19 protein-coding genes and 1 riboswitch are annotated in these 24441 nt (G+C 47.8%); of the genes, 16 read left to right on the plus strand and 3 right to left on the minus strand.

What is annotated here, in order from left to right:
- Window positions 1–794 precede the first annotated feature (794 nt).
- A protein-coding gene (locus ACZ5FK_RS12670; protein ID WP_464805248.1) for an IS3 family transposase occupies window positions 795–1933 on the minus strand; the annotation gives its coding sequence in 2 pieces (ribosomal slippage) (window positions 795–1708 and window positions 1708–1933; 1140 coding nt in all).
- A gap of 347 nt (window positions 1934–2280) precedes the next feature.
- A protein-coding gene (locus ACZ5FK_RS12675; RefSeq protein WP_464805249.1) for an IS3 family transposase occupies window positions 2281–3416 on the minus strand; the annotation gives its coding sequence in 2 pieces (ribosomal slippage) (window positions 2281–3131 and window positions 3131–3416; 1137 coding nt in all).
- 1060 nt (window positions 3417–4476) lie between these two features.
- Here ACZ5FK_RS12675 and ACZ5FK_RS12680 point away from each other — a divergent pair.
- The 9 genes from ACZ5FK_RS12680 to ACZ5FK_RS12720 all read left to right on the plus strand — a co-directional run bounded on the left by ACZ5FK_RS12680 (window position 4477) and on the right by ACZ5FK_RS12720 (window position 15571).
- Window positions 4477–5079 (plus strand): hypothetical protein, encoded by a 603-nt coding sequence (locus tag ACZ5FK_RS12680; protein WP_464805250.1) that lies wholly within the window; start codon window positions 4477–4479, stop codon window positions 5077–5079.
- 1053 nt (window positions 5080–6132) lie between these two features.
- Window positions 6133–7341 (plus strand): hypothetical protein, encoded by a 1209-nt coding sequence (locus tag ACZ5FK_RS12685; RefSeq protein WP_464805251.1) that lies wholly within the window; start codon window positions 6133–6135, stop codon window positions 7339–7341.
- Complete coding sequence (locus ACZ5FK_RS12690) at window positions 7317–8714, plus strand: hypothetical protein (protein WP_464805252.1); 1398 nt, start codon at window positions 7317–7319, stop codon at window positions 8712–8714. Before ACZ5FK_RS12685 ends, ACZ5FK_RS12690 begins: the two co-directional genes overlap by 25 nt.
- Complete coding sequence (locus tag ACZ5FK_RS12695; protein ID WP_464805253.1) at window positions 8671–9363, plus strand: hypothetical protein; 693 nt, start codon at window positions 8671–8673, stop codon at window positions 9361–9363. The genes ACZ5FK_RS12690 and ACZ5FK_RS12695 overlap by 44 nt, the downstream gene beginning before the upstream one ends.
- Window positions 9360–12557 carry an AAA family ATPase gene (locus tag ACZ5FK_RS12700; protein ID WP_464805254.1) on the plus strand — a complete coding sequence of 1066 codons (3198 nt, stop codon included), beginning with the start codon at window positions 9360–9362 and terminating at the stop codon, window positions 12555–12557. The genes ACZ5FK_RS12695 and ACZ5FK_RS12700 overlap by 4 nt, the downstream gene beginning before the upstream one ends.
- Window positions 12558–12848: 291 nt before the next feature.
- Window positions 12849–13142, plus strand: a complete 294-nt coding sequence (locus ACZ5FK_RS12705; RefSeq protein ID WP_464805255.1) for a TcaA NTF2-like domain-containing protein — start codon at window positions 12849–12851, stop codon at window positions 13140–13142.
- Window positions 13143–13291: 149 nt separating this feature from the next.
- Complete coding sequence (locus ACZ5FK_RS12710) at window positions 13292–13507, plus strand: hypothetical protein (protein WP_464805256.1); 216 nt, start codon at window positions 13292–13294, stop codon at window positions 13505–13507.
- A gap of 50 nt (window positions 13508–13557) precedes the next feature.
- Entirely contained in the window at window positions 13558–13821 is a 264-nt protein-coding gene (locus tag ACZ5FK_RS12715; protein WP_464805257.1) for a hypothetical protein, read from the plus strand.
- A 262-nt stretch (window positions 13822–14083) separates the two neighbouring features.
- On the plus strand, window positions 14084–15571 hold the full coding sequence (locus ACZ5FK_RS12720) for an S-layer homology domain-containing protein (protein ID WP_464805258.1): 1488 nt from the start codon (window positions 14084–14086) through the stop codon (window positions 15569–15571).
- A gap of 150 nt (window positions 15572–15721) precedes the next feature.
- Here the strand turns inward: ACZ5FK_RS12720 and ACZ5FK_RS12725 are convergent, their stop codons facing one another.
- Window positions 15722–16642, minus strand: a complete 921-nt coding sequence (locus ACZ5FK_RS12725) for an Rpn family recombination-promoting nuclease/putative transposase (RefSeq protein WP_464807434.1) — start codon at window positions 16640–16642, stop codon at window positions 15722–15724.
- A 211-nt stretch (window positions 16643–16853) separates the two neighbouring features.
- Here ACZ5FK_RS12725 and ACZ5FK_RS12730 point away from each other — a divergent pair, with 211 nt between their 5' ends.
- From ACZ5FK_RS12730 to ACZ5FK_RS12760, 7 genes are all read left to right on the plus strand, one after another.
- Complete coding sequence (locus ACZ5FK_RS12730) at window positions 16854–18356, plus strand: S-layer homology domain-containing protein (protein WP_464805259.1); 1503 nt, start codon at window positions 16854–16856, stop codon at window positions 18354–18356.
- A 77-nt stretch (window positions 18357–18433) separates the two neighbouring features.
- Window positions 18434–19243, plus strand: coding sequence for an aldo/keto reductase (locus ACZ5FK_RS12735; protein ID WP_464805260.1), 810 nt, complete (start codon window positions 18434–18436; stop codon window positions 19241–19243).
- A 62-nt stretch (window positions 19244–19305) separates the two neighbouring features.
- A riboswitch (purine riboswitch) is annotated at window positions 19306–19406 on the plus strand.
- 127 nt (window positions 19407–19533) lie between these two features.
- Window positions 19534–20829 carry an NCS2 family permease gene (locus ACZ5FK_RS12740; RefSeq protein WP_464805261.1) on the plus strand — a complete coding sequence of 432 codons (1296 nt, stop codon included), beginning with the start codon at window positions 19534–19536 and terminating at the stop codon, window positions 20827–20829.
- Between the two features lie 178 nt (window positions 20830–21007).
- Complete coding sequence (locus tag ACZ5FK_RS12745; protein WP_464805262.1) at window positions 21008–21532, plus strand: RNA polymerase sigma factor; 525 nt, start codon at window positions 21008–21010, stop codon at window positions 21530–21532.
- A gap of 13 nt (window positions 21533–21545) precedes the next feature.
- Window positions 21546–22445, plus strand: coding sequence for a hypothetical protein (locus ACZ5FK_RS12750; RefSeq protein WP_464805263.1), 900 nt, complete (start codon window positions 21546–21548; stop codon window positions 22443–22445).
- A gap of 131 nt (window positions 22446–22576) precedes the next feature.
- Complete coding sequence (locus ACZ5FK_RS12755) at window positions 22577–23098, plus strand: N-acetyltransferase family protein (protein ID WP_464805264.1); 522 nt, start codon at window positions 22577–22579, stop codon at window positions 23096–23098.
- 558 nt (window positions 23099–23656) lie between these two features.
- Window positions 23657–24316, plus strand: coding sequence for a hypothetical protein (locus tag ACZ5FK_RS12760; protein ID WP_464805265.1), 660 nt, complete (start codon window positions 23657–23659; stop codon window positions 24314–24316).
- Window positions 24317–24441 lie beyond the last annotated feature (125 nt).

Raw genomic sequence — 24441 nt, forward strand, 5'->3', positions numbered from 1 at the left:
GTATGTAAGACATAAAGGGAACCAGGCGATTAGTTTTGTGTGGCGGTTGGATGAGGAGATGCTGGCGCGGATGATTGGTGGGAGTTTGAGTGTGATGCAGGGGCCGGTAGGAGTGGTTCCAATCTAGGATGGACGGTTGATGTAAGCAGTAAAAAAAGTGTATACATCGAGTGAATGTGGTAAACAAAGCATATACTAAAAAAGACCGGGTGCTAGGTACACCCAGTCTAGCAGCGGACATCCGCTTGAAGTGCGGTTGGCCAGGTAATATGAGAGTTTTACTTAAAAGTAACCACCCTGCTTACTTGGACGTGAGCGGAGGGTGGTTGCTTTTTTCTATTGGTGTATAGAGCAATTAATGCACCAATAGCGTTTACTACTGTTGCTAGAGAATTTCACATTGAAATAACATATTCATTGCGAGGACTATTTAAATACAAACTGTGATTAGATTTAAACCGTAATAATGAGGAATAATAAATGTTCTATTTTATTTTGTTATTTATTCCTGCACCTAGTTCTATGAATTATCACAGAACTAGGTGCACCCTTGAAGTTAGTATAATTTGATAGACTTCCTAACAAGTGGATCTATGTCAATATCCTGGACACAAAAATGTTAAGTCGTTGTCAGAGACGGCATCCATTCATGGATGGTCCTGTATCCAGCGAAACCAGTCAAGTGAAAGCCCGCACTTGACAGCTTTCGCTGGATACAGGAAGTACAGTCCATGGATGTCGTTCCTGAAAAATGTGTAGGTAGGTTGAATCGAAGACCTCATGACATCTAACGATCAAGCAGCTACCTGTCTGCACTGATCCTCGAGTTGCTGCGGCGTCAAGTAATCAATCGCCCCATGGATTCGTTTCCGGTTATACCAGGATTCAATGTACTGGAAGAGGGCAATTCGTGCTGCTTCAAAATCTAGATAAGTGGTTTGATAGATTTCTTCCTTCTTTAATGTGGCATGAAAAGACTCGATGCAGGCGTTGTCATACGGACAGCCTTTTCGACTGAAAGAGTGTTCCATTTTCGCTGCTTTTACTGCTTTTTGAAAGTCTTCGCTCGTATATTGGCTGCCTAAATCGGTATGAAGGATAAGTCCCTCTTCAGGCTGCTGGACATCAATTGCGTTGGCTAATGCTTGTAAGACGAGTTCTGTTGTCATGGATTTAGAAAAAGAATAACCTACGATTTTCTTCGTATGTAAATCCAATACAGAGGCCAGGTAGCACCAACCGTCTCTCAGTGTGTGGATATACGTAATATCGGCTACCCATTTTTCATTGATGGTCGTCGTTTTAAAATCTTGTTCTAATACATTGTCGCGTTCTTCTACTTGGCTGCCCGATGAAGCTGGACGGTATTTCTTCGTGATGACAGATCGGATTCCTTCTGTTTTCATAAGGCGCTGGACACGCTTTACGCTGACAGCGAAGCCTTCCTTTTTGAGAAGTTGATGAATTTTAGGCGCACCATAGCGGCCTTTACTCTCCGCATGTATGATTTTTATGCGTTCTAAAATCGCCTCGTTTTCCGTTTCATACGAGGATTTCACTTTATGGAATGATTGATAGTACGTACTTCTTGGCATGTCTAGCACGTCACACAAAACTTGAACAGGGTGGTTTTCTTTCTCCTGTTCGATATGGTCGATAATCTCTTGGTCGGTCACTTTTTCGCGAATATGGTCATAGCCTTTTTTAGAATGTCTACCTCCTGCTTGAGGCGTAGATTTTCCTTTTGGATCTCCGCAATTTCAGCGGGTGTCAAACCGTCTCCATTTTCAATTGGGGAGTGCGCTTTGATCCATTTGTAAATGGTCACTTCAGATACACCATATTCGCGGTTGAGATCACTCACAGGCGTGCCAGCTCTGTAGAGTTCGACGATTGTTTGTTTGAATTCGTGGTTGTAACGTTTTTGTTTCATTCCGGACACGTCCTCTCTATTGTTTAGGATAGAGACTTAACTAACTTGTGTCCATACATCTATACTAGCTCCAAAGCTTTGTTTGAGGGGGTTATTGTTTGTAATATTGGATTATTAATTTAGAAAACATAATATAGTTCCCAATAAAATGAATGTTGGATTGTCAACACTAAACCGCACAAAAGTTTTAAGGTCCTTGCCCATTTGATGTTGCGACTTGACAGCGAGCCTCTGCAGGCATGACTTTCCGGCCAGGACGCCAGATTCAAAGGTATCTGGCCAAGCCCCCAAGGCTATCATGCCTGCCCCTCACTGTAAAGTCGCAACGCCCCTTGCACGATATCCGCTTAGCTCCCTATGGCCGCCTTACGGTATTCCGTTGGCGTCAGATAATCAAGGGTGCCGTGTATGCGAAAATTGTTGTACCAGTTCACATAATCATCAAGTTCCAGATCCAATTGCTGCTGGCTTTCAAAACGCATTTGCTTGATAAATTCCGTCTTTACCACATTGAACATTGCCTCAGCGACCGCATTATCATAAGGGCATCCTTTCATACTCAGCGATCGCTTGATGTTGAATGTTTCCAGCACTTCGCTGATGAGTTGATTGTCAAATTCACTCCCACGGTCGGTGTGGAACAGTTGAATGGAATTGAGCGGACGATCAATACGTGACAAGGCTTTATAGACAAGCTGGGCATCCTTATGTGGACCGGCACTATAGCCGATGATTTCCCGGTTAAAAAGGTCGGTGAATAGACAAACATAATGCCACCTGTAGCCGACCCGGACGTAGGTAAGGTCGCTGACAACGACAGCCAGTTCCTCTTGCCCGTTAAACTCCCGGTTCAGAACGTTTTCCACTTTTTCTTCATTAGACTTGCTTTTATGCGGCTTGAATTGGGCGATCGTGTAATTTGAAACAAGCCCTTCCTCGTGCATGATCCGGCCAATCCGCCTTCTGGAGACAATATGACCTTTCTTTTTTAGTTCAACCTTAATCTTTCGAGTACCGAAGTTCTTTCGGCTCGTAAAGAAGATCTCACGGATCAGTTTCACCAGTTTTTGTTCATCTTCTTCTAGTTTCATTTGAGCTTCTGCCTGGATCCGGGCGTAATAGGTACTTCTTGAAATATTGAGGACGTCGCACATTGCTGATACCGAATAGAGGTGGGCGTTATTGCGGATCACATCTATTTTCGTCCCATGATCAGCGCTGCTTGCTTTAAAATATCGTTCTCCATCCGTAGCTGCTGGTTTTCTTTTCGGAGCTGAAGCAACTCATTCTCTTCCGGTGTCCGGTTATCTTTTTCCTTAAATGAGCCGGTGGTTGTAGACTGCTTCACCCATTTATCGAAAGCTGATGCGGTCAAATCGTATTCACGTATAATATCTGCTCTCGATTTACCATTTTCATAAAGTTGAACCATTTGTTTTTTAAACTCTTGCGTATATGTTCGTCTCAGTCTTTTTTCAGTCATTGTAGATCTCTCCGTTTCTGTTAGATGTATTCTACAAGACCTTAATTTTTCTGTCCAACTAAGTGTAGCCTATCCAATGTTCTCTGAATATAAGATGATTAGAACACTTATCATTCTATTCCTCCTTGCCTTCCGACAAGGGGCACAGTGATTATTTTATCATAATAATAGATAGTTGGAAAAGATAGATTGTAAAAATTTCTATTGTTCTTAGACATGACTTGCAGCCCCTACGTTTTACCTGATTTGGAGGGGGTGTCAAGCTGGGCTTGAAACCGAAGTCGCGAAGAAGCACGCTGTCCATTTCGGACTCGTTGCTGATCGATGCATTATGAAAAGGATGGCTGTTCTAGGAGGTGCGGTACAAGTCGGATGGAAAAACACCGTTATCCATTTAGTGTGAGATGGGACAGGCTTGTATGAATTCAAGATAGAGTAGAAAAAGGAGAAGGCCGCGGCGGGTCAAGAGCTTGGAAAAACCCTGCTGAGTGAGATTAGAGTACCGTTGTGCAAGCTGCTTTTAATGCTTCCGGTTAATGTAAAGTCCCTGTCTACGAAGCTTTCAATTGTTAGTAAAAATAAGTTAAAATAGAGAATTCTTCTTAGTGATGGCATTCATCATAAACTGATTTCAACCATGCAACAGGCACCACTCACTACTTCCTACAAATACATTACCCATGCCTTCTAATGAATTTAATACAAGCAAAGATCATTGGTAGCTAAATATCACCCAAATGTATGAGATATATTGGAAGAGATATAACACAATTGAATTAGTTATTACATGTCGAAAGAGACTGAATGAGGTATGCATATATCGGGGAAATATTTATGAGCAATTGACAACAGCATATACTGGAAGCTGCTCAAAACACAAGAGGCATTTTGAATATGGTTGGAAGAATAAACAAAAAAAGAACGGGCGGACTAAGCGCCGCCAGTTCTTCACGTAGAATGTGGTACGCGTGAACTAAGCGCCACGAGTAGCTACATTCCTTATTAAACGTACCCTAATTATGATTGAATTATGTATTTATGTCAAGGGGGATTTGAAAGATTGGATAATAGGATAGAAAACTACAACGATCTAGCTATATTTTTTGATGAAAGCGGTAAAAGGAAAACTGACAATGTCCAACTAATGGGTGGTTTGTCTTTACCGAGTAGAGTTTACTTTAGTAAACAACTCCAATCCTTACATCAATTAAATGAAACTTACAGATACCATTGGTCCGAGTACAAAGGCGATTATAAGCAGAGGGAAGGCATACTGTTGCTCTTTGATATCGCATCTTCCCTTGCGCCATTCGTACAGCTTAATATCATTCGATACTACCGACAAGACCTAATTATTCAAGAACGGAAGTTTAGAACTTTTGATCTGGACAAACAGGGAAATGAAGTAATGGAGAATATGTTGTATACAAAATTACCTGAAAGGATCATGTATGGATTACTGCGAGGATATGATTCTTCAAGTCCAATCAGATCTACTTTATATATTGAACAAGCAAATGAATATGTATCCTTACATCTTGCAGAGAACATGAAGATGCAATTAAATATCCATGCTCTATATCGTGGCGAGCCCTTTTATGTTCAAGAATGCAGTTATAGGAAAAAGGGCGAAGAGATGGAGTGGAACTTACCGATATTTTGATTGGAATTGTTAGAGTCATTCTTGAAAACCCAGATAATACGAGCAGGAAAAAGAGAGAGCAAGTTGCATTGATAATTGAATTGCTAAGGATCGAAAAACTGCAGCTCTTCTTGAATCGGTTACGATTATTTGAGTTGAAGGGGTCAAAGAATGATTATTTATGTGTTGCCAACTAATAACCAGGCGGTACTGGTAGGAGTGGAACTAATTTAAGATACACCGGTAGAAAAAAAGTGTATACATCGAATGAATGTGGTAAACTAAGCATATACTAAAAAAGACCGGGTGCTTGGTACACCCAGTCTAGCAGCTGACATCCGCTTGAAGTGCGGTTGGCCAGGTAATATGAGAGTTTTACTAAAAAGTAACCACCCTGCTTACTTGGTCGTTAGCGGAGGGTGGTTACTTTTTTCTATTGGTGTATAGAGCAATTAATGCGACAACAGCTGTTACTACTGTCGCTAGAAATATTCCAAATTAGAATAACATGTTCATTGCGTCGTATGTCACCATGTAAACACCCCCTCTCTCAAGGGAGTGCCAACCGCCCAATCCGCTATATGTAGCTGCATCTTATAATCTATCATATTCTGAGGTACTCGTCTCTCTGACCTTCTGCAAATAAAAAGCCCAATGTCTGCTACGCAAACAATGGGCTTTTCAGTATATATTGAATCAAGGTCTTCTATGCAAACCATGATCAATAATAATTATGCACACTTATACTGTAATATGTAAAAGAATGATTAGCAAGGGCAAAGGATGGAAGCATAAACGTTTGTATTGGCTGACTGTGTAAATTTTGCTACTCACCAGCTGGCCACACTTTTTTAACTTGCCGGTAACTTTCAATATGACTTCAAAGATCGCCATTATAGTGTGATTCAAGATAAAGCAAAAGTCGTCTAACTATTTTCTGGCTACAAATTAGGGAACCTATAACGGGGTTTCCTTTTTTATTTCACTAAATTTAGTCTGATGGAATTCCATGGTATACTACAATCAATAGTACCACCAGTCGCAACCCATACTACACCAAACCGGAGGCCTGTCATGATCACTACACAAACATTTCTAGAAACCTTCGTCTGTAAAACAGGAGAATCCGTCGAGCCGCTTGGAAACCAGGAATGGGTCATCCAGAAATGGACCGCCCGGACATACCGGACGCTTGGAAATGTGCAAGCGGCGGTCGACTACGATGCCGTGCCGCCTGACGAGATCGTCAAGCTGGGCTTGAAACCGAAATCCCGCAGGAGCACGCTGCCGATTTCGGAGTCGTTGCTGAGTGAGGCGTTACGGAAAGGATGGCTGATCCAGGAGGTCCGGTTCAAGGCGGATGGAAAGACGCCGTCATCCATCCAGTATCGGATGGGGCCGGGCTTGTATGCATTTGAGTTGCAGCGAAAAGAGGAGACGGCTGCGGCGGATCAGGAGCTTCGGCAAACCTTGCTGCACGAAATTCAAGCTTCATCCGGCAAGCTGCCTTCATCGTTTCTGGCAAAACTGAATGAATTTGCTTTCGCGGCAGTTGACGAGGAAGCGTGGCCAACCGAACGGGTACGGAAGTTCATGCATTTTCTGATTGCGTTCCTCCAGTTGAAACAGCGGCAACACCATATGGAATATAAGGAGATCGGTGCGACGTATTACCGGCGGATTGGCGGGTCGAAGGTGTTCGATGCGAACCGGGATGTGTTTATCCAGCGTCTTGAAAAATGGCTCGGCGCACCGGTCCAGGAGCTCGGGATTGTGAGTACGGGTTCGATCGTTCCGGTTCTTTTCACGGGAGACTTGCAAGGGGAATTCTCGGCATATCGCGTAGGCGCGGTGCATGCGACGACGGATCTTGCGGTTGCATTGGACCAGTACTCCACTTCCGCCAACATCTTGTGGCTAGTTGAGAACCGCGCTGTCTTGACGAGGATGGCGACAGAGGTTGAATTCCTCGAGGACACGTCTTCGCTTGTCCTTGGCGTGGACGGGCAGGTGAGGGGTGCCCATCGTAAACTGATCACGCAGATTTGCCGCAACTCTACCATTCAATTGGTCATCGTCTGGGTCGATGCGGATTTTGCGGGTACGGTCATCGCTAGGGATTTGGCGGATTTGGCAGAGGGGATAGCTGTTCGGTTTGTTGGAACGGCGGACCAACTGTTCACGGATTTGGATGCGTATCAAAAATGGTCGGAAGGCAAGAGTACAGAACAGGAAATGACGTTAGGAGGTCCCGCTGAATGGAGAAGGATGTGCAATCGGTAGTTTCGATTTTCGGAGCGGATCATCAGCAGCCGGAAGTGACGCGTGCCATGCGGGATCTCATTACGCTGGCGGGTGTGATGAAGGATCTCTCGGGGGAAGCGATATTCGATTCGCCGCTTGAGATGCTCCGTTTCTTGCGGATCATTGAATTGATCCATCAGGAAGCGTACGGGCTTGCGGATCCCATTGATAGTGCAGAGACGTTGTATTACCGGTATCTGAACAAGTTCAACGACAACGAGCCGCCGACGAAAGCGAGAGTCGGCCAGATCCTCAATGTGTTAGCCGCGAATAACTGGATCAGCAAGCAGTCGGGCCACATCAAGATGATGAGTGTCGGCAAACGGATGATGCATGCGCTGACCCGTCTTGCGAATGATTCCCTCGCGTATTACCTGGAAGATGACATCGGCCGTTCCTTGTTCCAGGCGAGGCGCGACGCGGAAATCAGTGAAGCGTACGACGACAAGGGCGTCTCGGGCGGCAATATCATCGGCAGCATGATCCGGAATGTGCAAGATGCGATTGACTTGCTGAAAGAGCGGGAGCTTGAACTTCTCGCAGAACGGAATGCGCTGCCGCAGCTGGAGATCATCCATACGCTCATGGAAGATCTCGATCAGAAGCTGCATGACCGTTTGAAACAGTTCGCCACGATCGAAGACAGTCTGGTCCTCAGCCGGCATGTGCAGCGCGGAACAGCGGCGCTTGCGGAAGGGACGAGCCTTTCGATCGGGATGATCAATAAATATCTCCAATTCATGAATGTGCAGAAAACCCCTCTTATGACCGCCATTTCACCTGAAAAAGTCCGTGTATTCATCACGAAAATGTTCAATCCGCCCCTTGAATCCGAAATCCCGAATGCCTATCAATTACTCAGCTTCATGGAACAGGGCCAGTATGAAGGCGAAGAGCTGGACGGATTGTGGATGCCCGTCAAGTACGCAAGTCCTCTGTCGCCGGCGGGCATCGAGGAAGGGCTTCAATTCCTTGAAAGTTATGAACCGGTCGTCGCTGAGATTGAGGATGAAGAAGAGGTCGAATTCGAGGAAGTGCTGATTGACGCGCAGGCGATCGGGACTGTCATGGACGAAGCAAGCTGGCTCATGACGAAAGCGGCCATCGATACGGAAAAGATTGAGGACTATCTGAGAATGAAAGAAAAAGCGGGACTTGAAGAGACGGTGATCGAGACGGGTTCCGAGTCATGGGGAGATGCAATCCGTCAGCTTCTAGGCGTTGCGGCACTGGAAGCGAATAAAAAAGTGAAGCTTGCGCGTGACGAAGACGTACCGGAACTTGAGAAGGAATGGAGATGGATGGAAGATGACGACCGAACATACAGCATCCGGCGAAGAGATGAACGATAATATGTCACTGAACAGTCTGCATTCCTTGCGCAGCGTATTATCGAGCCGGGAAGAGATGGCATTCATGTCGATCCTTTTTTCATCCAGTGCGACGGTGCGTGCAACGAATTTCGGCTTGTCCCGGAAGGAAGTGGAACGGCTGCTTGCTGATACGTCGGGGGATGATGGCTATTTCTTTTCGTTCCTGTCGCGTGTCAATCAGGCAGTCGGCAGGTATTACCGGCTCATCTATGATGAGGAGCGGGATCAGGTGGTCGCGATGCTGCGTGTTCCAGCGCGGTCTGCGCGTCAGACGTTGTCCGCGGAAGCGCTCGCTGTTCTGCTGTTCATGTTTTATCAGCAGGAAGTGTTGAAACATGAGTACACATTGGTCTCCCAGCTGCTGGACGCGTTCGGGCACGAGGTGAAGAAAGGCAGCAGGCGCATCCAGCTTGCAATCGATGCGCTCAAGAAAATCGGAGCCGTCATGCAGCACCAAGTGACGGGGCAGGAGGAAGCCTACCAGGTCACGGCGATCGGTGTCCATATGTTCTCCGATTCGTTCTTACGCCGGATGGTCGAATTCAGCCATTCCAGCCAGTTGTCAAAAGAGGATGTCATGAAGTTCTTTAACCGTTATAACCTATTTGAAGGGGAGGATTTCTCTTGATACCTTGGCGATTGCAATTCACGGGCATCCGTGATTATGGCCACGAGAAGATGATGCTGGATCAGGCGGAGGAACATATCTTGATCACGGGGCCGAACGGGGCAGGCAAGTCGACGATCTCCTTCTGCATGGGGGCTGTCCTGCGTTCCGCGAAAGTCGACATTGAAGGGCTGAAATCGCAGAACTTGGCGGAGGACGAGACATGGCGGGCGGCTATCCATCTTCTATTTAAGAATGAAGGGCCGTCCCGCGTGGATGCGCCCCTTTTCATCGAGTTCCGCCTGCTCATCGAACAGCCGCCGAAAGAACTGATCAAGCTGCGGTATGAGATATATGACGGCGAGACGATCGATGAATTGGAACTCCGGCAAGCATTCCGGTCTGGAGATGTGAATAAGAATAATTTTACGGCGTATAAACGGGAACTTGAATTCAAATATAAGATCCATCCCGATTTGTATTACCTTATCTGGTACCAGCAGGAAGTCAATCAATTCTCCGTAATGGCGCCCGAAGAACGATTCCGCATCTTTAGCGAGATGCACAAGATCGACCGCATCCAGAAAGACTGGGAAGTATCCTTGGATATCGTAAAGGAAGCGCAAGAAGCGTTCCAGATGGCGACAACCCAGCAGAAGCTTCTTGAAATGGACTTGACCTTTAGGCGTGATAAAAAGGACCGCTTCGAGAATAACCGGATGCGTCTGCTGGAAAACGGAAAAATGTATGCGCAAGCTGCGAACGGGCTCAGGGCTTTGCTTGCTGGCAATGTGAAAGAAGCAGAAGAATATATAGAAGCAAGAGAGCAGGAACTGGAAACGGAGCAGGACAAGTTGCAGCAGGATACTGAAGAACTGGCCCAGGTGAACGAGCGGCTGAGTACGGTGAAATCGAACCAGGAGGAGCAGCAGAACATGCTGGCTGCGGAGGAAGAACAGCTTGGCGCCAGAGAAGAGCGGCTTGGGAAGGCGGAAGACGAACTCGCAGGCTTGCGGAATGAATTGAGTGAGCTGCAAGAGGAATATGCGCGTCTTCCGTACACAGAAACGGAGACGAAGGCGAAACTGGCTGAAGCGGAACGGAATTTGGAGCAGTCATCGCAAGAGGAACAGGCGATCAAAGAGCAGATTCAGAGTATCGGTGAAGCGATTGAGAAAAACCGCAATACGCATGCCACTGTGAAGGCGGCTGCAGCGCAATGGGAGAAGCAGCGAGTTCAGGCGATGCAGTGGATCGACCGGTATCGTTCCAGTCATCAGCTGCAGGCAGATTTGAGAACGCTGGAAGCAAAGATCGACAAAGACAAAGACGATGTATCGGATGCAAAGAAAGAACTCGTGAAGCTGAAAGAGGAGTACGGACTGCTCAAAGAGAATCGCGTGCAGTCTCGCAGGCAGACCGAAGCGATCGTCCACTTGAAGAAGCAGGGGATTGCGGCATACCCGCTCCGGCACTTCATCAAGCTCGCCGATCATCTGCCGATTGAAAAAGAGCGGCTGTTGGATGCCGTGAAATATACGATCTTCTATCAAGCCTCTTCTTGCGTGCCGCTGAACGATCTGTATCATGTGTCGCTGGAAAAAGTGGTGCCGGATCGCTCTGTCATCAGTCTACCTGCGTACGGTCTTGAAATGCGGGAAGGGCTTACGGTGCAAGAAGAGAATCATGCATCGCGCGTGCTCTGGTGGCTGGAGCAGTTTTTCCTGAAAGAAGAGCCGCGCATTCTGAAAGGGCTGCTTTGGGATTCGCAAGGGGTGAGAGGCCCTGCAGAGCAGAATACGTTCATCCTCAGCGATAAGGCGATCGAAGAGAGAAGAAAGGCGCTGGAGGCACTGATTTCCCGGTTGTCTGAAAAGGTGGAGCAGTTGCAAGCACGAGTCGCGCAGGACACGGGTACATTACGTGTATGGAATGCCGATGTGCAGAAAGTGAAAGAGGCGGAAGCATTCTTATCTGACGAAGCGAGCCAGCGATATCGGTTGGAGCAAATCGACAGCCTTTCCACCGAGTATCGAGATCTAATGGCGTCCAAGGAGAAACTTGAGGCCGAGAGACATGCCCACGTGAAGATACAGTTGCGTGAAGACGCAGCGATCAAGGAGCTGGAAGGCTATCTCGCGGTATTCGCCCGGTTTGGCCAGCAGGCGGAACGAATCGCGCTATTGCAAGCACTCGAGACGTCCGTCAAGAAGCAGAACCAAGAATTGCACGCCGCCCGGAGGTCCATTGTGGCTTTGAATAATACTTTGGATGATCTGTTTGTGTCTTTGCAGAAATACAACCGGTCGAAAACAGAGATGGAGGACCGTCTGACGGCTGCCAAGCGGAACATCGAACAAATTGAAAAGCAGATCAGCGGCAAAAAGGAAGAACGGCTGAGCATGCATCAGGAAGCGGTGGCCTATGAAGAGGAACTGGAGACGCTCAGAACACTGATCCCTGACGTTGTAGAGGAAGCGCTAAAGGAGTCATCTCAAGGCATATCGATGTATGAGTGGAATAGCCGATTGAACAAGGCGAAAGTCGGTTTCGAACAAGCCCGCAATGAAAAGGATATTGACCCGCATGCCGTAGAGAACTTCCGGACACTCGAAAGTGAAGTTTTGCGAAAAAAAGACGAACTGGAATCGGCCAAAAATCTGCTCGACGAAAATGAACAGCGCGCCACCCAGAACGAACAGCGTCTCGAAACCGCCATCAACATGCAAGTGACGAAAATCAACCTGCTCTTCCAGGAGTATATGGGTGAATTTCAATTTCAGGGGCGAATCGAATACGAAAAGCTCACGGATAAGAAAGGCCGGCCTGTCTTCAAGCTCTTCATCTACGTACGGAAAGAGGGGCACCGGGGCAAGTTTGAGGACGTCAGTGTCAAGGCGAGAGGCGGACGAGTCGGAAGAGGCGTCTCGGGCGGCGAAGAATCACTCAGTTCCCTGCTATTCGCGCTAGCACTGCTCCAGAACCTTGAGAACCAGGCTGGCTTTATTGTGCTAGATGAATTTGACAGCGCACTCGACGAAAACCGGAAATCCACGGTTTTCCGGCTATACGCTGAAAAGCTGGAACGGAAATTGATCATCCTCTCTCCGAAAGCCCATGAAGATCAGTACTATCAACAGTTTTCGAAGGTGTTTATCGTGTCGCATGATCCGAATGAAGTGCAAAGTAGGATTAGGGGGATTCGAGCGAAGTAGTAGTACGTGGAAGTGGGGCGGCGCAGTTGTTAAAGTGCCTGTGTAGTTGTGAAGGTGCCTGTGTAAAAAACATTCATGTTAATTTAATCAATTTAAATAAAAATCCGCTAGAAAATTAGTATCCCTCTAGAAAAGGGTCTTCATTTTTTATGATTATGAAATTGTAGTGAATTAATTGATTTCAACCTTGCACAGGCACCCGTTACTGAAGAATACGAAGGGGATGCCTACTTCTACGATGAGTGGCTCGAAGATTTCATCCTGGCGTTCCGCTCGGTCTATGAAGGGGCGTTGTATTATGAGGATTTCTCCATGATCGCCCCTTACCTGCAAGCGGGCAGCAAGGCGTACCGGGAGTATGAGGACTACTTTGATGAAATCTCAGGCGAAGGGATGGATTTCGAATTCCTCGATAATGTAGTGACAGGGATCACCATCTACGATGACCATGCGCTCGTCTTGACGCGGGAAACGTTCAATTTCCGCAACCGGGCGGGGCAGGAGAAGCATTATGAGAAAGAGAAGGCATATGAAGTGGTGATTGGCGAGGAGACGTATGAGATCCGCGACGTGCGGAATCGATAGCCCCTGCCTACTCACGACATGAAAGCCGTTCCATGCCGGCATGGAGCGGCTCTTTTCATGAAGAATCGGATGTCCCATTGCAAATCCCATCCATTCCCTTATAATTGGTTCTATAGAAGGTTCAGAATAGAATGATAGGAGAGGTTTAGGTGGCGGTCCGAAAACATATATTCATTCGTTTGTTGCTGTCTGCGCTATTCGCTGTTTTGTACTATCTGTTGATCGATTACGTATGGAGAAGTCTCGGCTTTGCGCCGAACTCCGTCTTTATCTTGGCGTTAAGCATTGCCGTCATCGCCGCGTCCTTGCTGCTTGGCATTTGGACAGCCAACAGGCTTGTCGACCGAGTCCAATATGATGGCTAGGATGGTAAAGGGTTTGCCAAGAGTAGAGATCAAGGTAAAGAGGTGACGTCATGGAGTTGCCCAAACGGCTGCCGCTGACATGGTTGACTGTATATCTGCTCGTCTTATGTATGAATGCACGCCTGTCTTCCCTGAATGAGTTTCTCCTGCCGCTGCTTGTCGCGTTGACGTTCGGCCTGGTCTGGAAGGCGATTGATTTCCAGAAAGTCCGCAGCCAGGATTCGCAAGAGGTGCATAAGACAATCGGACTTTTAAGTTTGTTTGGTTTAATGGTGGTTCTTGTCTATGCACCTGTTCCGTTCTTTACGGAATGATATGTTTTGCTAAAGTGACGCCGAGCTAATGCCGGTCGATTGGCTGCGGCTTATTTCCTCGTTTGTTTTTATCGATTCCACGGTGAATCCACTTTTTTAGGCAATCAAGGCTGATCTTCGTTTTCCCACAAATCGTTCGGCAGAGTCGCTTGTCCCATTCGAGTTCATCAGTTCTTTCTCATCTTCTCTGAAACTTTTTCCGGAATCCCTCGTCTATACGATACTTTCAGGAAACATGTGCCAATAGAGAGGAAGGATATACGTGAAGAAACTATGGATGCTGCTAGTTGCCTTATTGCTTTCGGCCAGTTTGCCGGCAACCGGTGCGGCAGCGGAAGGCGCACAATTTTCGGATGTACCGCAGACGAAACATTTTGCGGAAGCGGTGGAGAGCCTGGCGGCGAGGAATATAATTGGCGGGTACCCGGACGGCACGTTCAAGCCGGGGAATCCGATCACGCGGGGACAGGCGGCTGCGATCATTGTGAAGATGATCGGTCTGGATACGGAAAAGGTGAAGGATCCGGGATTCAAGGATGTGTCACCGGAGAATGGGTACTACCAGGCAATTGCGGCCCTTGCAGAAAAGGAGATCATCGGGGGCTATGAGGATGGACGGTATGGCCCGAACAATCCGATTACGCGGGGGCAGATGGCGTCGATTCTCGTGAAGGCGTTCGATTTGCCGCGATATGCTGACCTAGAGAACCCGTTCACAGACGTGAGAACCGAGCGGTATTTTTCGCATAGCCCGAACATCTTGATCCTCTACCACCTCGGCATTACGACGGGTACATCCCGGGCGACATTCAGCCCGAACGCTTTGATTACGAGGGGGCAGGCGGCGAAGCTCCTGAAAGCGACGGAGGAGCTGAAACCGCAGATGAAGACGCTGCACGCAAGCGAGTTTGGATGGGACCGGATCGAGTGGTTCAATGATGGAGAGAAGAATCCGGACATTTTCAAAGCTGCTTTGGTGACGGGGCGTAAGACGCCTGCCGGCTATACGGGCGACCGTTTGCAGATCGTCCCGCTGAAAGAAGGGACGGGAACGCTGAGCTTTGGTGAAGGCAGTGATGTATTCCCGGATGACACCCATTTTAAGAAGTATTATGTACATGTCAAGAAGACGGATGGCGAGTGGGACGTGACACTCGAGGAGACGGACGACCATTTCACGGCGGATGCTACGCTCGACATGTCGCTGGAGCAGATCAGACAAGTGGAACACATCTCCCTGGCGAAGATGGAAGGGGAACGCGTGCGTGATCAGGTGAGCTTCAGGCATTGCAAAGTGTACGGGCAGGACAAACTCTGTATTCCGATCGATCAACCCGGTCAATATATAGCGACTGTACAATTCAAAGGCGGCGAAGAGGTCAGGTATGGCATCGAGGCGACGGAAAGGACAGCGCATTTCCTTTATAAGACCCGGACGTTGCAGGAACGGAAAACCCATTTGGTAGATTTGAACACGGATGAGTATTATTCCGTCAAACCTGGGACTCTCCTCGGCACGTATGTGATCCCGGAAGGTTCCGAGAAAATGGCTGTCGTGACGCGGGAGAAAGGCACGAACCGTTTCCGGGCAGAGGCAAAAGAAGAGGGCAGTTTCATCGTCAAGTTTCCGGATGACCGTGTGCATCTTTTCGAAGGTGTGTATTTCGAAGGGATCTCCGTCCGTGTCGAACAGCTGGGCTTTGTTTTGCGCGTGACGGTGCAGCCGTATTTATTCGATGAGTGGCAGTGATGTTGAAACAGAGACCGGGGCAACCGATAATGCCCTGGTCTCTGTTCCTTTTTGAAGCTTCTGTCATCTAGGAGCATGGATTGAAGCGCAGTGCATATACGAAAAAGAAGGAAGCCCGTGAACGATGGCTTCCTTCCTGTTTACCTTCCCTTACGCACGATTTTCCCGCTTCTCAATAATCGCTTGGACCTCTTCCACGGATAAATCAGTCACTTTTGCGATGAATGGGAGTGGAGAGGACTCGTCATGGAGTTTTAGAACAATCTCGATTTTTTCCTTCCTGGAGCCTTCCTCCATCCCTTTCTCGATTCCTTTCTCGATTCCTCTCTCGATTCCCATTTGCAAACCACGAGTTTCCGCATCATGCATCAAGCTGATATGGTCTCGTAATGCTTTCTCTCGGCTGATAGCGAGATGGATGGTTTCAGGATCCATGCTGAGCTTGCGGATTTCTTCCCAAGCCTGTTCAAAAGCGGTACTTTCCAAAGCGGCTTCCTCCTTTGCTTTTTGATCCCCTTTAAAAAATAGCAGCCATTTTTCCAAGTCGTCCATGGTGGTTACTGGTTTGTTTGCCTGTTTTCCAAGTTGCAGTGTGTGGATTTCCAAGTGATCCGTGAAGAGTTCGCCAGAAGAAATATCTTGTAATTGGAATGTACTATGAATCCCGAGTGAAGGCAACAATTCAAAATCCGTGATAACGATTTGGATGACCTTCTGCAATTGCGTGTATGGATTCCGGTGCTTGGCCTGTGAGGTATAAGTTTTTGCCCAGTAATACAACACCCTTTCTTTGAAGGCAGGATGATTTTGCAGTTGCACTTCTATATTGATCCATTCGCCGCTGCCTGTCGTTGCCTTCAAGTCCAAAACCGAATACTTATCCGTCCTGTGTTCCTGCTTGTTCGTAGGATCGACCACTTGGATGGAACGAATGCTGCCGCCTACAATTGAATTGACGAAATGGAGAAGCAATCCATTATTCCGTTCATCCGTGAAAAAAGATTTGAAGACCACATCATTGCGAAGCTCTAACACTTGTAATCCGTACTGTTCTGCATCCTCTCGAACCATTACCGCCAAAACTGACACCTCCTCAATCCGTTATACCTATCATAAAACGTATGTTCGCACTTGTCAATAAAGTAATCGGTTTTTTCTGAACTTTATTCACCTACCATTAGAAAGACGTTGATCACTCCAAATTCCTTGAAACTTTTTCCTGATTTCCCCGTCTGTACGCTGAATTGTCTGTTGAACGCCAGCAAATGAGGAGGAGATTCACATGAAGAAACAGATTACGGGAGTACTCGGGGCTTTGGTGCTGGCATGCAGTTTCCCTGCGGCAGGCTGTGCAGCGGGAGAGCAGGTGTTTTCCGATGTGCCGGCGAGTAAACAGTATGCAGAATCGGTGAATGATCTGGCGGACCGGCATATCATCGGCGGATACCCGGATGGGACGTTTAAGCCCGGCAATCCGGTGACGCGAGGACAGGCGGCTGCGATGATTGTGAAACTGACAGGGCTGGACACGACACAAGTGAAAGATCCGCAGTTTAAAGATGTTGGGAAATCGCACGGATCTTACAAGGCAATTGCCGCACTCGCCGAGGCAAATGTGATGGGCGGATATGAAGATGGGCGGTTTGGGCCGAATGATCCGGTGAAACGGGGCCAGCTCGCATCCATTCTCGTGAAGGCATTCGATTTGCCGCGCTATGATTTCTACGGAATGAAAAATCCGTATCGAGACGTGGCGGGCAACCAGTCACACAGTGCCAGTATTTTGATACTGCACCGGTATGGGATCGCGGACGGCGTCGAACCGAACCGTTTTGGCGTGAATGAGCCTGTGACGAGAGGACAGGCCGCACAAATGATGAAGGCGGCAGAAGAGAAAAAACCTGCGATGGCTACATTTGCAGCAGAAGAGTTTGGGATGGACGGCCTGTATGGAGCGATCTGGAAAGAGGAGCAGGAGGTGTATGAGGAGGTAATCAGCAACCCCGCGGCTTGGGGACCGAACCGGCTGCAGCTGATTCCGCTGAAAGAAGGAACTGCTACGCTGAACGTCAGCGGATATAAAGGTGAATCGCCAGTGAATCAGGACGAAGAGGTATACCGGAAATATTATGTACATGTCAAAAAAGTGAATGGCGAACTGCAGCTGTCGCTTGAGGAGACAAATGATCTCTTGCCGACAGAGGCGCCGCTCGAGTTGTACGGATCTGAGAAAATCAAGAACGTCAGCCTGTATTCAACAGATGGCAAGTTGCTGGATGGCAATGCCGCCACGCAGGCATGCAAAGAAGATCAAAAGACGTGCATATCGATTCCTAAGCCGGGCAGCTATCTTGCCATTGCCCAATTGGCGGGCGGTAAAGAAGTGCGCTATGCCATTCAGGCAAAAGAACCGGAGCATGCGTATTTCCATTATGACATGGATGTGCTGAGAGAGCGGCCGTCGTATACATTCAATCCGGAAGAACTGTTCAAACAGAATGGGTACTATGATAAGAAAATGGTGCAGCGGATCGGCAAGCATACTGTCGTGTCGAAACACGCGCAAGACGTTGCCGACATTACAAGAGATCCCGGAACGAATGTCTTCCATGTCACGGCGAAAAAACCCGGCACAATCGAAGTGGAATTTGAGAATGGCGTCTACTTCCGGGGCGAAGTGGGGGACGGGGTATCGGGCATGATCACAGGCATGGAAATAACGGTCCGGGAGCTGAATGGCCTGATAAGTGTTTCCGCGACGCAAGTGTATGACCTGAATTACTGAGCACCCCTCCTTGCTGAACAGATAGATTGATTCCTCCCTTTCTGCAAGGTAAGGTGAAACTATCAAAGGGAGGGATTATGTTGAAGTCTATACCACTACACAATGGCATTGAAATTCCGATCGTCGGCAGCGGGACGAATACGTATGGGAAAGAGGGGAACCAATATACAGGCGCCCTGCGGGGAGACACGCAAGAAGTCGACTGGGCCATCGAAAACGGCTACCGTCATTTTGACTGTGCGCAATTGTATAGGAACGAGGAAGTTGTTGGAAAGGGAATCAAGAAATCCGGCCTGCCGCGTGAAGAGTTCTTTATCACAACGAAGCTGGACACGTTTGAAGGTTTCCATGGTGCAGACTGGGCCTATGCTGAGATTGAAAAGAGCTTGGAGAAGTTGCAGACGGACTATATTGATCTGTTCCTGATCCACAAACCATGGGATTCTCATGCTGAGATGGTGGAAGCCTGGACGATTTTAGAAGACTACTATAACCGGGGTGTCTTTAGGTTAATTGGTGTGTCGAACTTCGAACAGGAACATCTTGATCTGCTTCTTGAAAAAGGGACGGTTCCGCCGGCTGCCAACCAAATCAAATCCCAAGCCGGACATTGGAATGATGAATTAATTGCGTATAACAAGGAAAAAGGCATTGCCACAGTAGCCTGGTCCCCATTGCGAGGCATTGATGAACAAGCGAAGCGGGTGCTGGAAGACATCGGGGAGCAATACGGAAAGACATACGCACAAGTTATCCTGCGGTATCAAATTGAACGAGATGTGATCGTCATTCCGAAGTCTCACAATAAAGAACGCCAAGCGCAATGCCTGGATCTATTCGATTTTGAGCTGACTGCAAGCGACCGCGACCGCATCGCACAGCTATGATGGCAGGCACCGCCCGCTATTGACGTGACTCCTTGAATTTGTTATAATTCCTCTATTGTTTTTGTAAATGAATAGAGATCCCTTGTATAATTTCAAGAATACGGCTTGAAAGTTTCTACCAGCTACCATAAATGGCTTGTCTACAAGGAATGTGAAATCGATTCAATTTTATATTCCTTTTGTAGAAAAACTTTGTCCTGACAGAGGTCAAAGTTTTTTTATATTATCGGGCATACTAGCGTGGACTAGGCTGAAAACGAGGGCCGTTTATTCACATAGGAGACTGCATGATGAGGAATTTTTTTAAATTTACGGAACGGAATACTTCCTATAAACAGGAAACACTCGCAGGCGTGACGACCTTCCTGTCTGTCGCGTATATATTAGTCGTCAATCCATTGATCCTCAGCCAAGCCGGGATGGACAGCGGAGCTGTATTTACGGCCACCGCGCTGACGGCGATTATCGGGACACTCCTGATTGGGCTGCTTGCGAATTTCCCGATCGGCATTGCGCCCAGTATGGGGCTTAATTCTTTTTTCACCTTTTCCGTGTGCATCGGGATGGGCGTGCCGTGGCAAGTCGCGCTGACGGGTGTCTTTGTGGCAGGGATTATTTTCATGGTGTTAAGCTTGCTGAAAATCCGCGAGAAGATTATCAATATCATCCCATTGAACTTGAAATATGCAATTGCTGCTGGGATCGGATTCTTTATTACCTTCATCGGATTGAAAAATGGAGGGCTGATCATCGCCAATCCAGATACATTCGTATCGATTGGTAACGTCACATCGCCTACGACCCTGCTAGCCATTTTTGGCTTGGTAATCACGATCGTGATGGTGGTGCGCGGGATTAATGGGGGAATTTTTTACGGGATGATCATTACCACAGTGGTTGGAATGATCGTTGGACTCATACACACGCCTTCCAAGATCCTGGGGAGCATACCAAGCTTGGAACCGACATTCGGCGTCGTGTTTTCCCATATAGATCAGGTGTTCACGCCTGAATTGCTGGCAGTGATCTTCACGTTTTTACTGGTCGCCTTTTTTGATACGGCAGGTGCGTTAATCGCACTGACCAGCCAAGCGGGCATGATGAAAGGGAACACTGTGCCGAATATCGGAAGAGCCTTGCTTGCTGATTCCACCGCGAGTGCAGTCGGAGCGATACTGGGGACATCCACGCCTGCGACGAGCGTTGAATCGTCTGCGGGCATTGCAGTCGGCGGGAGGACAGGCTTCACGTCTGTCGTGATTGCGGCGTGCTTTATGGTCGCTTTGTTCTTTTCACCGGTTTTATCGGTCATTACACTCGAAGTGACAGCCCCGGCATTAATCATTGTCGGCGGATTAATGGCAATGGAAATCAGGAAAATCGACTGGAGCCGGCTGGAAATAGTCATTCCCTCCTTCTTGACGATCATCATGATGCCCCTCACGTCCAGCGTGGCGATGGGTCTCGCCTTTGGTTTTATCCTGTATCCGCTCTGTCTGCTTGCGCAAAAGCGGTATAAAGAGATTCATCCGATTATGTATGTAATTGGTTTGTTGTTTATCCTGTACTTTGCGTTTATCGTGTAGTGCCTTGGCTTTCAACCGGCTAGGATCATCAACTGCCGGATGTCTGCAATTAAAAGAGTTCTTGATCAAGATAGTGATCGGGGACTCTTTTTTTGTCCTCTTCTTTACTTTGAAAATTGAAGCCAAATCTCCCTGTGCGCCGTCTAATCAATGAATCGGCCATTTTGGAGGTGATTGTTTGACGGATCTATTGAAAAAAGCTCAAAAAGGGAACGAACAGGCATTTCTGGAATTGTTCCAGCCCTATGAGGAAGCTGTGTACCGGATGGCCTTTCTGTATGTGAAGAATTCGGATGATGCACTGGATGTGGTGCAGGAGACGGCCTACCGTGCCTTTAAAAACTTGAAAGGCTTGAAGGAAGGCTCCTATTTCAAGACGTGGCTTCTGCGGATTGCCATCAATTGTTCGCTCGATGTGCTGCGGGCCAATCAAAAAACGGTGCAATTCCATTTTGACGCAGAAAATCACGCTGATGAAACAATAGAAGAAGACATTGACCTGAAAGTGACGTTAGATGATTTGATGAATCGTTTGCAGGAGAGCCAAAAGAGTGTGGTCATGTTGAAATACTACAGTGGGCTGACGTTTAAAGAAATCGGTGAGACTCTGGATTTGCCTTTGGGCACCGTTAAAACGATCCTGTATCGGGCATTAAAAAAACTCCGTGCCGAGTGGAAAGGGGATGAGCAGCATGAACAATAGGGTGAAGGAGGAAATGGAGAAAATTGCGGTGCCGGAAGATTTGAGTGAACGGAGCAGACGCGGCGCTGCGCGAGCCGGCCGGGAGATGAGAGCCAGGCGGAAGCGGTTCAATCTGGCGGGACTCGGTATTGCGGCGGTTCTGCTGCTTTCCTTGGGGACATTTCTTCTGGCGGGAGAATCGGACATGGGTGAACTGAAAAAAGGGATCGCCATACCGGCCCTTAAACTGCCGACGGGGGATACGTCGACTATGGATATGATCGGATTGATTGTCTATAACGGAAAAGTGTATACCGAGACGAACAGCCGTATCGAACCCGCAGTTGCAAAAAATCTTGCTGATGAGAAGCTGGGCGTGACCAAAGGGAATATCGACGAGTGGAGCAGCAAGAACGCATATGAGGAGGAACTTGCTTCGACGATCGGCAGCGGAGCAGCTGTCTATTCAGTAAAAGGGTACGACCGAAATTTCCGGATTATGATCTATACTGAAGGGGATGGGGGCGTACGGACAGAATTCTACGAAAACCTGAATGGCATCACAATCCGCAGCGGAGCGGACCTGTTCGGGAAATTGCAGATGACGGGCAATGTATCGTCTGCCAACTGGAGGACGTCTGATGACTGGTTCAACAGTGTGGAGAACTTCAAACCCGTAACAGATACAGCTGTGCTGCATGCATTTTTGGAGGAACTGGACCGCACGGAACCGATCCTCCGCAAGCGCGGCGGAGATCCAGTAGACCAGTTGCGGAACGAGAAAGGATTCAAAGAACTGACGATAGAACTGAAGGATGGCACGACAGTCAGACTAAGTCTTCTGGAAGGCGGCTATATCATGTATGGTGCCATGGAAGTCTATTTTAAAATGGAAAATACGGCCTTTTCGGATTTGTGGAAGCAGCTTCAGTAGTTCCTTGAGTACCTGAACGAGAAACTAATGGGACATTCCTATTTCATCATTATATCTGTATAATTGAAGGGAATAAATTAATCACGACTTTGCACAGGCCACGCCTAAAAGATGGAAAGAAGGAGCAGCTTATGTCAAACAGCTATGAAAATGCAGCAATCCGCCATGCCCGCCCTGAGGATGCGGCGGCGATTGTCGAGTTTTACAATGAAGTCGGCGGGGAAACCGATTATTTGTCTTTCGGACAGGGGGAATACCCGCAAACGGCCGAAGAGGTCGTTCGTTCGCTTGAAGGGATGGATGCCACGAACGGCAGCTGTACGCTCCTCATGATGGAGGGCGAACGGATAATAGGGATCGGAACCATTCATTCCAGCCCGAAAGCGCGCTTCAAGCATGTGGGTGTCCTCGGCATTGCCATCCGCCTTTCGCATTGCGGCAACGGACTGGGCCGCCAGCTGATGAATGCGTTGATTGACTGGGCGAAAGGGAATGGCATCACGAAGAAAATCACCCTTGTCACGCGTGCGGACAACGGGCGTGCAATTGCGCTGTACGAAAAACTTGGTTTCGAGCGGGAAGGGGTGTTCCGTAAAGACCAATATCAACGCGGACAATATTACGACAGTCTTTCCATGGCGCTCTTCTTGTAAGGGGTTACCTAGGTGCCTTTTAACCAATCATCTTCTATGATGATTACATTATAGCGAGTTAATTGAATTCAACTTTGCACAGGCATCCAGCGCAAGCAATGCCCGGTCTTCGAATACTTCATCGCTGTCTCGGCAATCATTATGGGTAACCGCTGAACAAGTAAAATGGAAGTGGGACCGGGTGTTTTGGCATGTCGCCGCGAGGGGCCTTGCTCCTGAACAATTTAACGGTTCGACTTCAGGGGAGATGGCATTTATAGTTGATAATTTGGCTGGGTGTACATATTTGGACTGTCCTGATCATCAGTTTTTGAATCGATATGATGTTTTCCCGTTTTGGCAAGGTGAAAATAGGATAGGAAAAGAATAAGCCAGGTTTTTATTCGAAGGCCAGGACCGACATGTTGGTGAGTGAGGAGAAGGGGATGGGCCTGGTGTGATTTAGGACAGCGGCAACCATTCCGCCAGCATTCATCAGTTCGCAAGATACAGCGAAGAGTATAATTCATGTATTATGAAGGATGGCAGACAAGACAAACTGAAAAGGGTGGGATCGTTTTGAATCTATTGAACGTCCGAAAAGGGCAATTTGTGTATTACAAAAATAAGCTGCATAAAGTGTACTCCGTGAAACCGTTCTTTAAAAAGTCAGTGCACCTGATTCGGCTGGAAGACTTGGAGCAGGAGCTTGTCACGGCGAAAGACATTACGTTATATAAGCCGAAGCATTTGGATAGTTTCGTGTTCAATTACAAGAGATATACACTACATAAAGAGGAAAAGGCAAAAGTAGGAGATTATATATTAATCATCAATCCGAAACCCGACTCGCTCGATCATCATCACCTGCACGCCATTGAAACCGTCTCGGCGATCGAAGCAAATGGCGTGATCAGCAACAAGTCCAATGGCATCAAGCATAGCGAATATTGGGTCATGGTGCCGGGGCAGGAAGAAGGGGCAACCATCATCGATTTGGCGGAGCCGAACGAGCATGATGCAAATGAACTTTTGAAGAAGCTGGAAGTCCATACACACCCGGCGTATACTCCTAAAATCGGTGATGTGTTTCAAAAAAATGACAGCGACCCCGTCCTGCAGGCAATGGTCGTTGCTGTTACAGGGGATATTGTGTATCTGGGAGGCGACATCGAAGTCACCATTGATGAATTGAACAACAGTGATGCATGGAACCTGATTGGGCGGGTGACTATGTAACATAGTGTTCTTCAGGCAGTCGACGGATCTTTTCATTTCCCGGGAAATACCGACAACTTTCGCGGGAAATGATGATAGATCATGTAAGGATTTGTTTGCGTTTGTCTACTTCTGAATAGACAGCG

The sequence above is a fragment of the Sporosarcina sp. GTC18466 genome (genome assembly GCF_055389225.1).

Excerpts from the sequence above, each read along its gene's own strand:
- ACZ5FK_RS12685 (WP_464805251.1), top strand. The coding sequence starts at position 6,133 with ATGATCACTACACAAACATTTCTAGAAACCTTCGTCTGTAAAACAGGA.
- ACZ5FK_RS12740 (WP_464805261.1), top strand. The coding sequence starts at position 19,534 with ATGAGGAATTTTTTTAAATTTACGGAACGGAATACTTCCTATAAACAG.
- ACZ5FK_RS12690 (WP_464805252.1), top strand. The coding sequence starts at position 7,317 with ATGGAGAAGGATGTGCAATCGGTAGTTTCGATTTTCGGAGCGGATCAT.
- ACZ5FK_RS12750 (WP_464805263.1), top strand. The coding sequence starts at position 21,546 with ATGGAGAAAATTGCGGTGCCGGAAGATTTGAGTGAACGGAGCAGACGC.
- ACZ5FK_RS12735 (WP_464805260.1), top strand. The coding sequence starts at position 18,434 with ATGTTGAAGTCTATACCACTACACAATGGCATTGAAATTCCGATCGTC.
- ACZ5FK_RS12725 (WP_464807434.1), bottom strand. The coding sequence starts at position 16,642 with ATGGTTCGAGAGGATGCAGAACAGTACGGATTACAAGTGTTAGAGCTT.
- ACZ5FK_RS12755 (WP_464805264.1), top strand. The coding sequence starts at position 22,577 with ATGTCAAACAGCTATGAAAATGCAGCAATCCGCCATGCCCGCCCTGAG.
- ACZ5FK_RS12730 (WP_464805259.1), top strand. The coding sequence starts at position 16,854 with ATGAAGAAACAGATTACGGGAGTACTCGGGGCTTTGGTGCTGGCATGC.
- ACZ5FK_RS12695 (WP_464805253.1), top strand. The coding sequence starts at position 8,671 with ATGACGACCGAACATACAGCATCCGGCGAAGAGATGAACGATAATATG.
- ACZ5FK_RS12715 (WP_464805257.1), top strand. The coding sequence starts at position 13,558 with ATGGAGTTGCCCAAACGGCTGCCGCTGACATGGTTGACTGTATATCTG.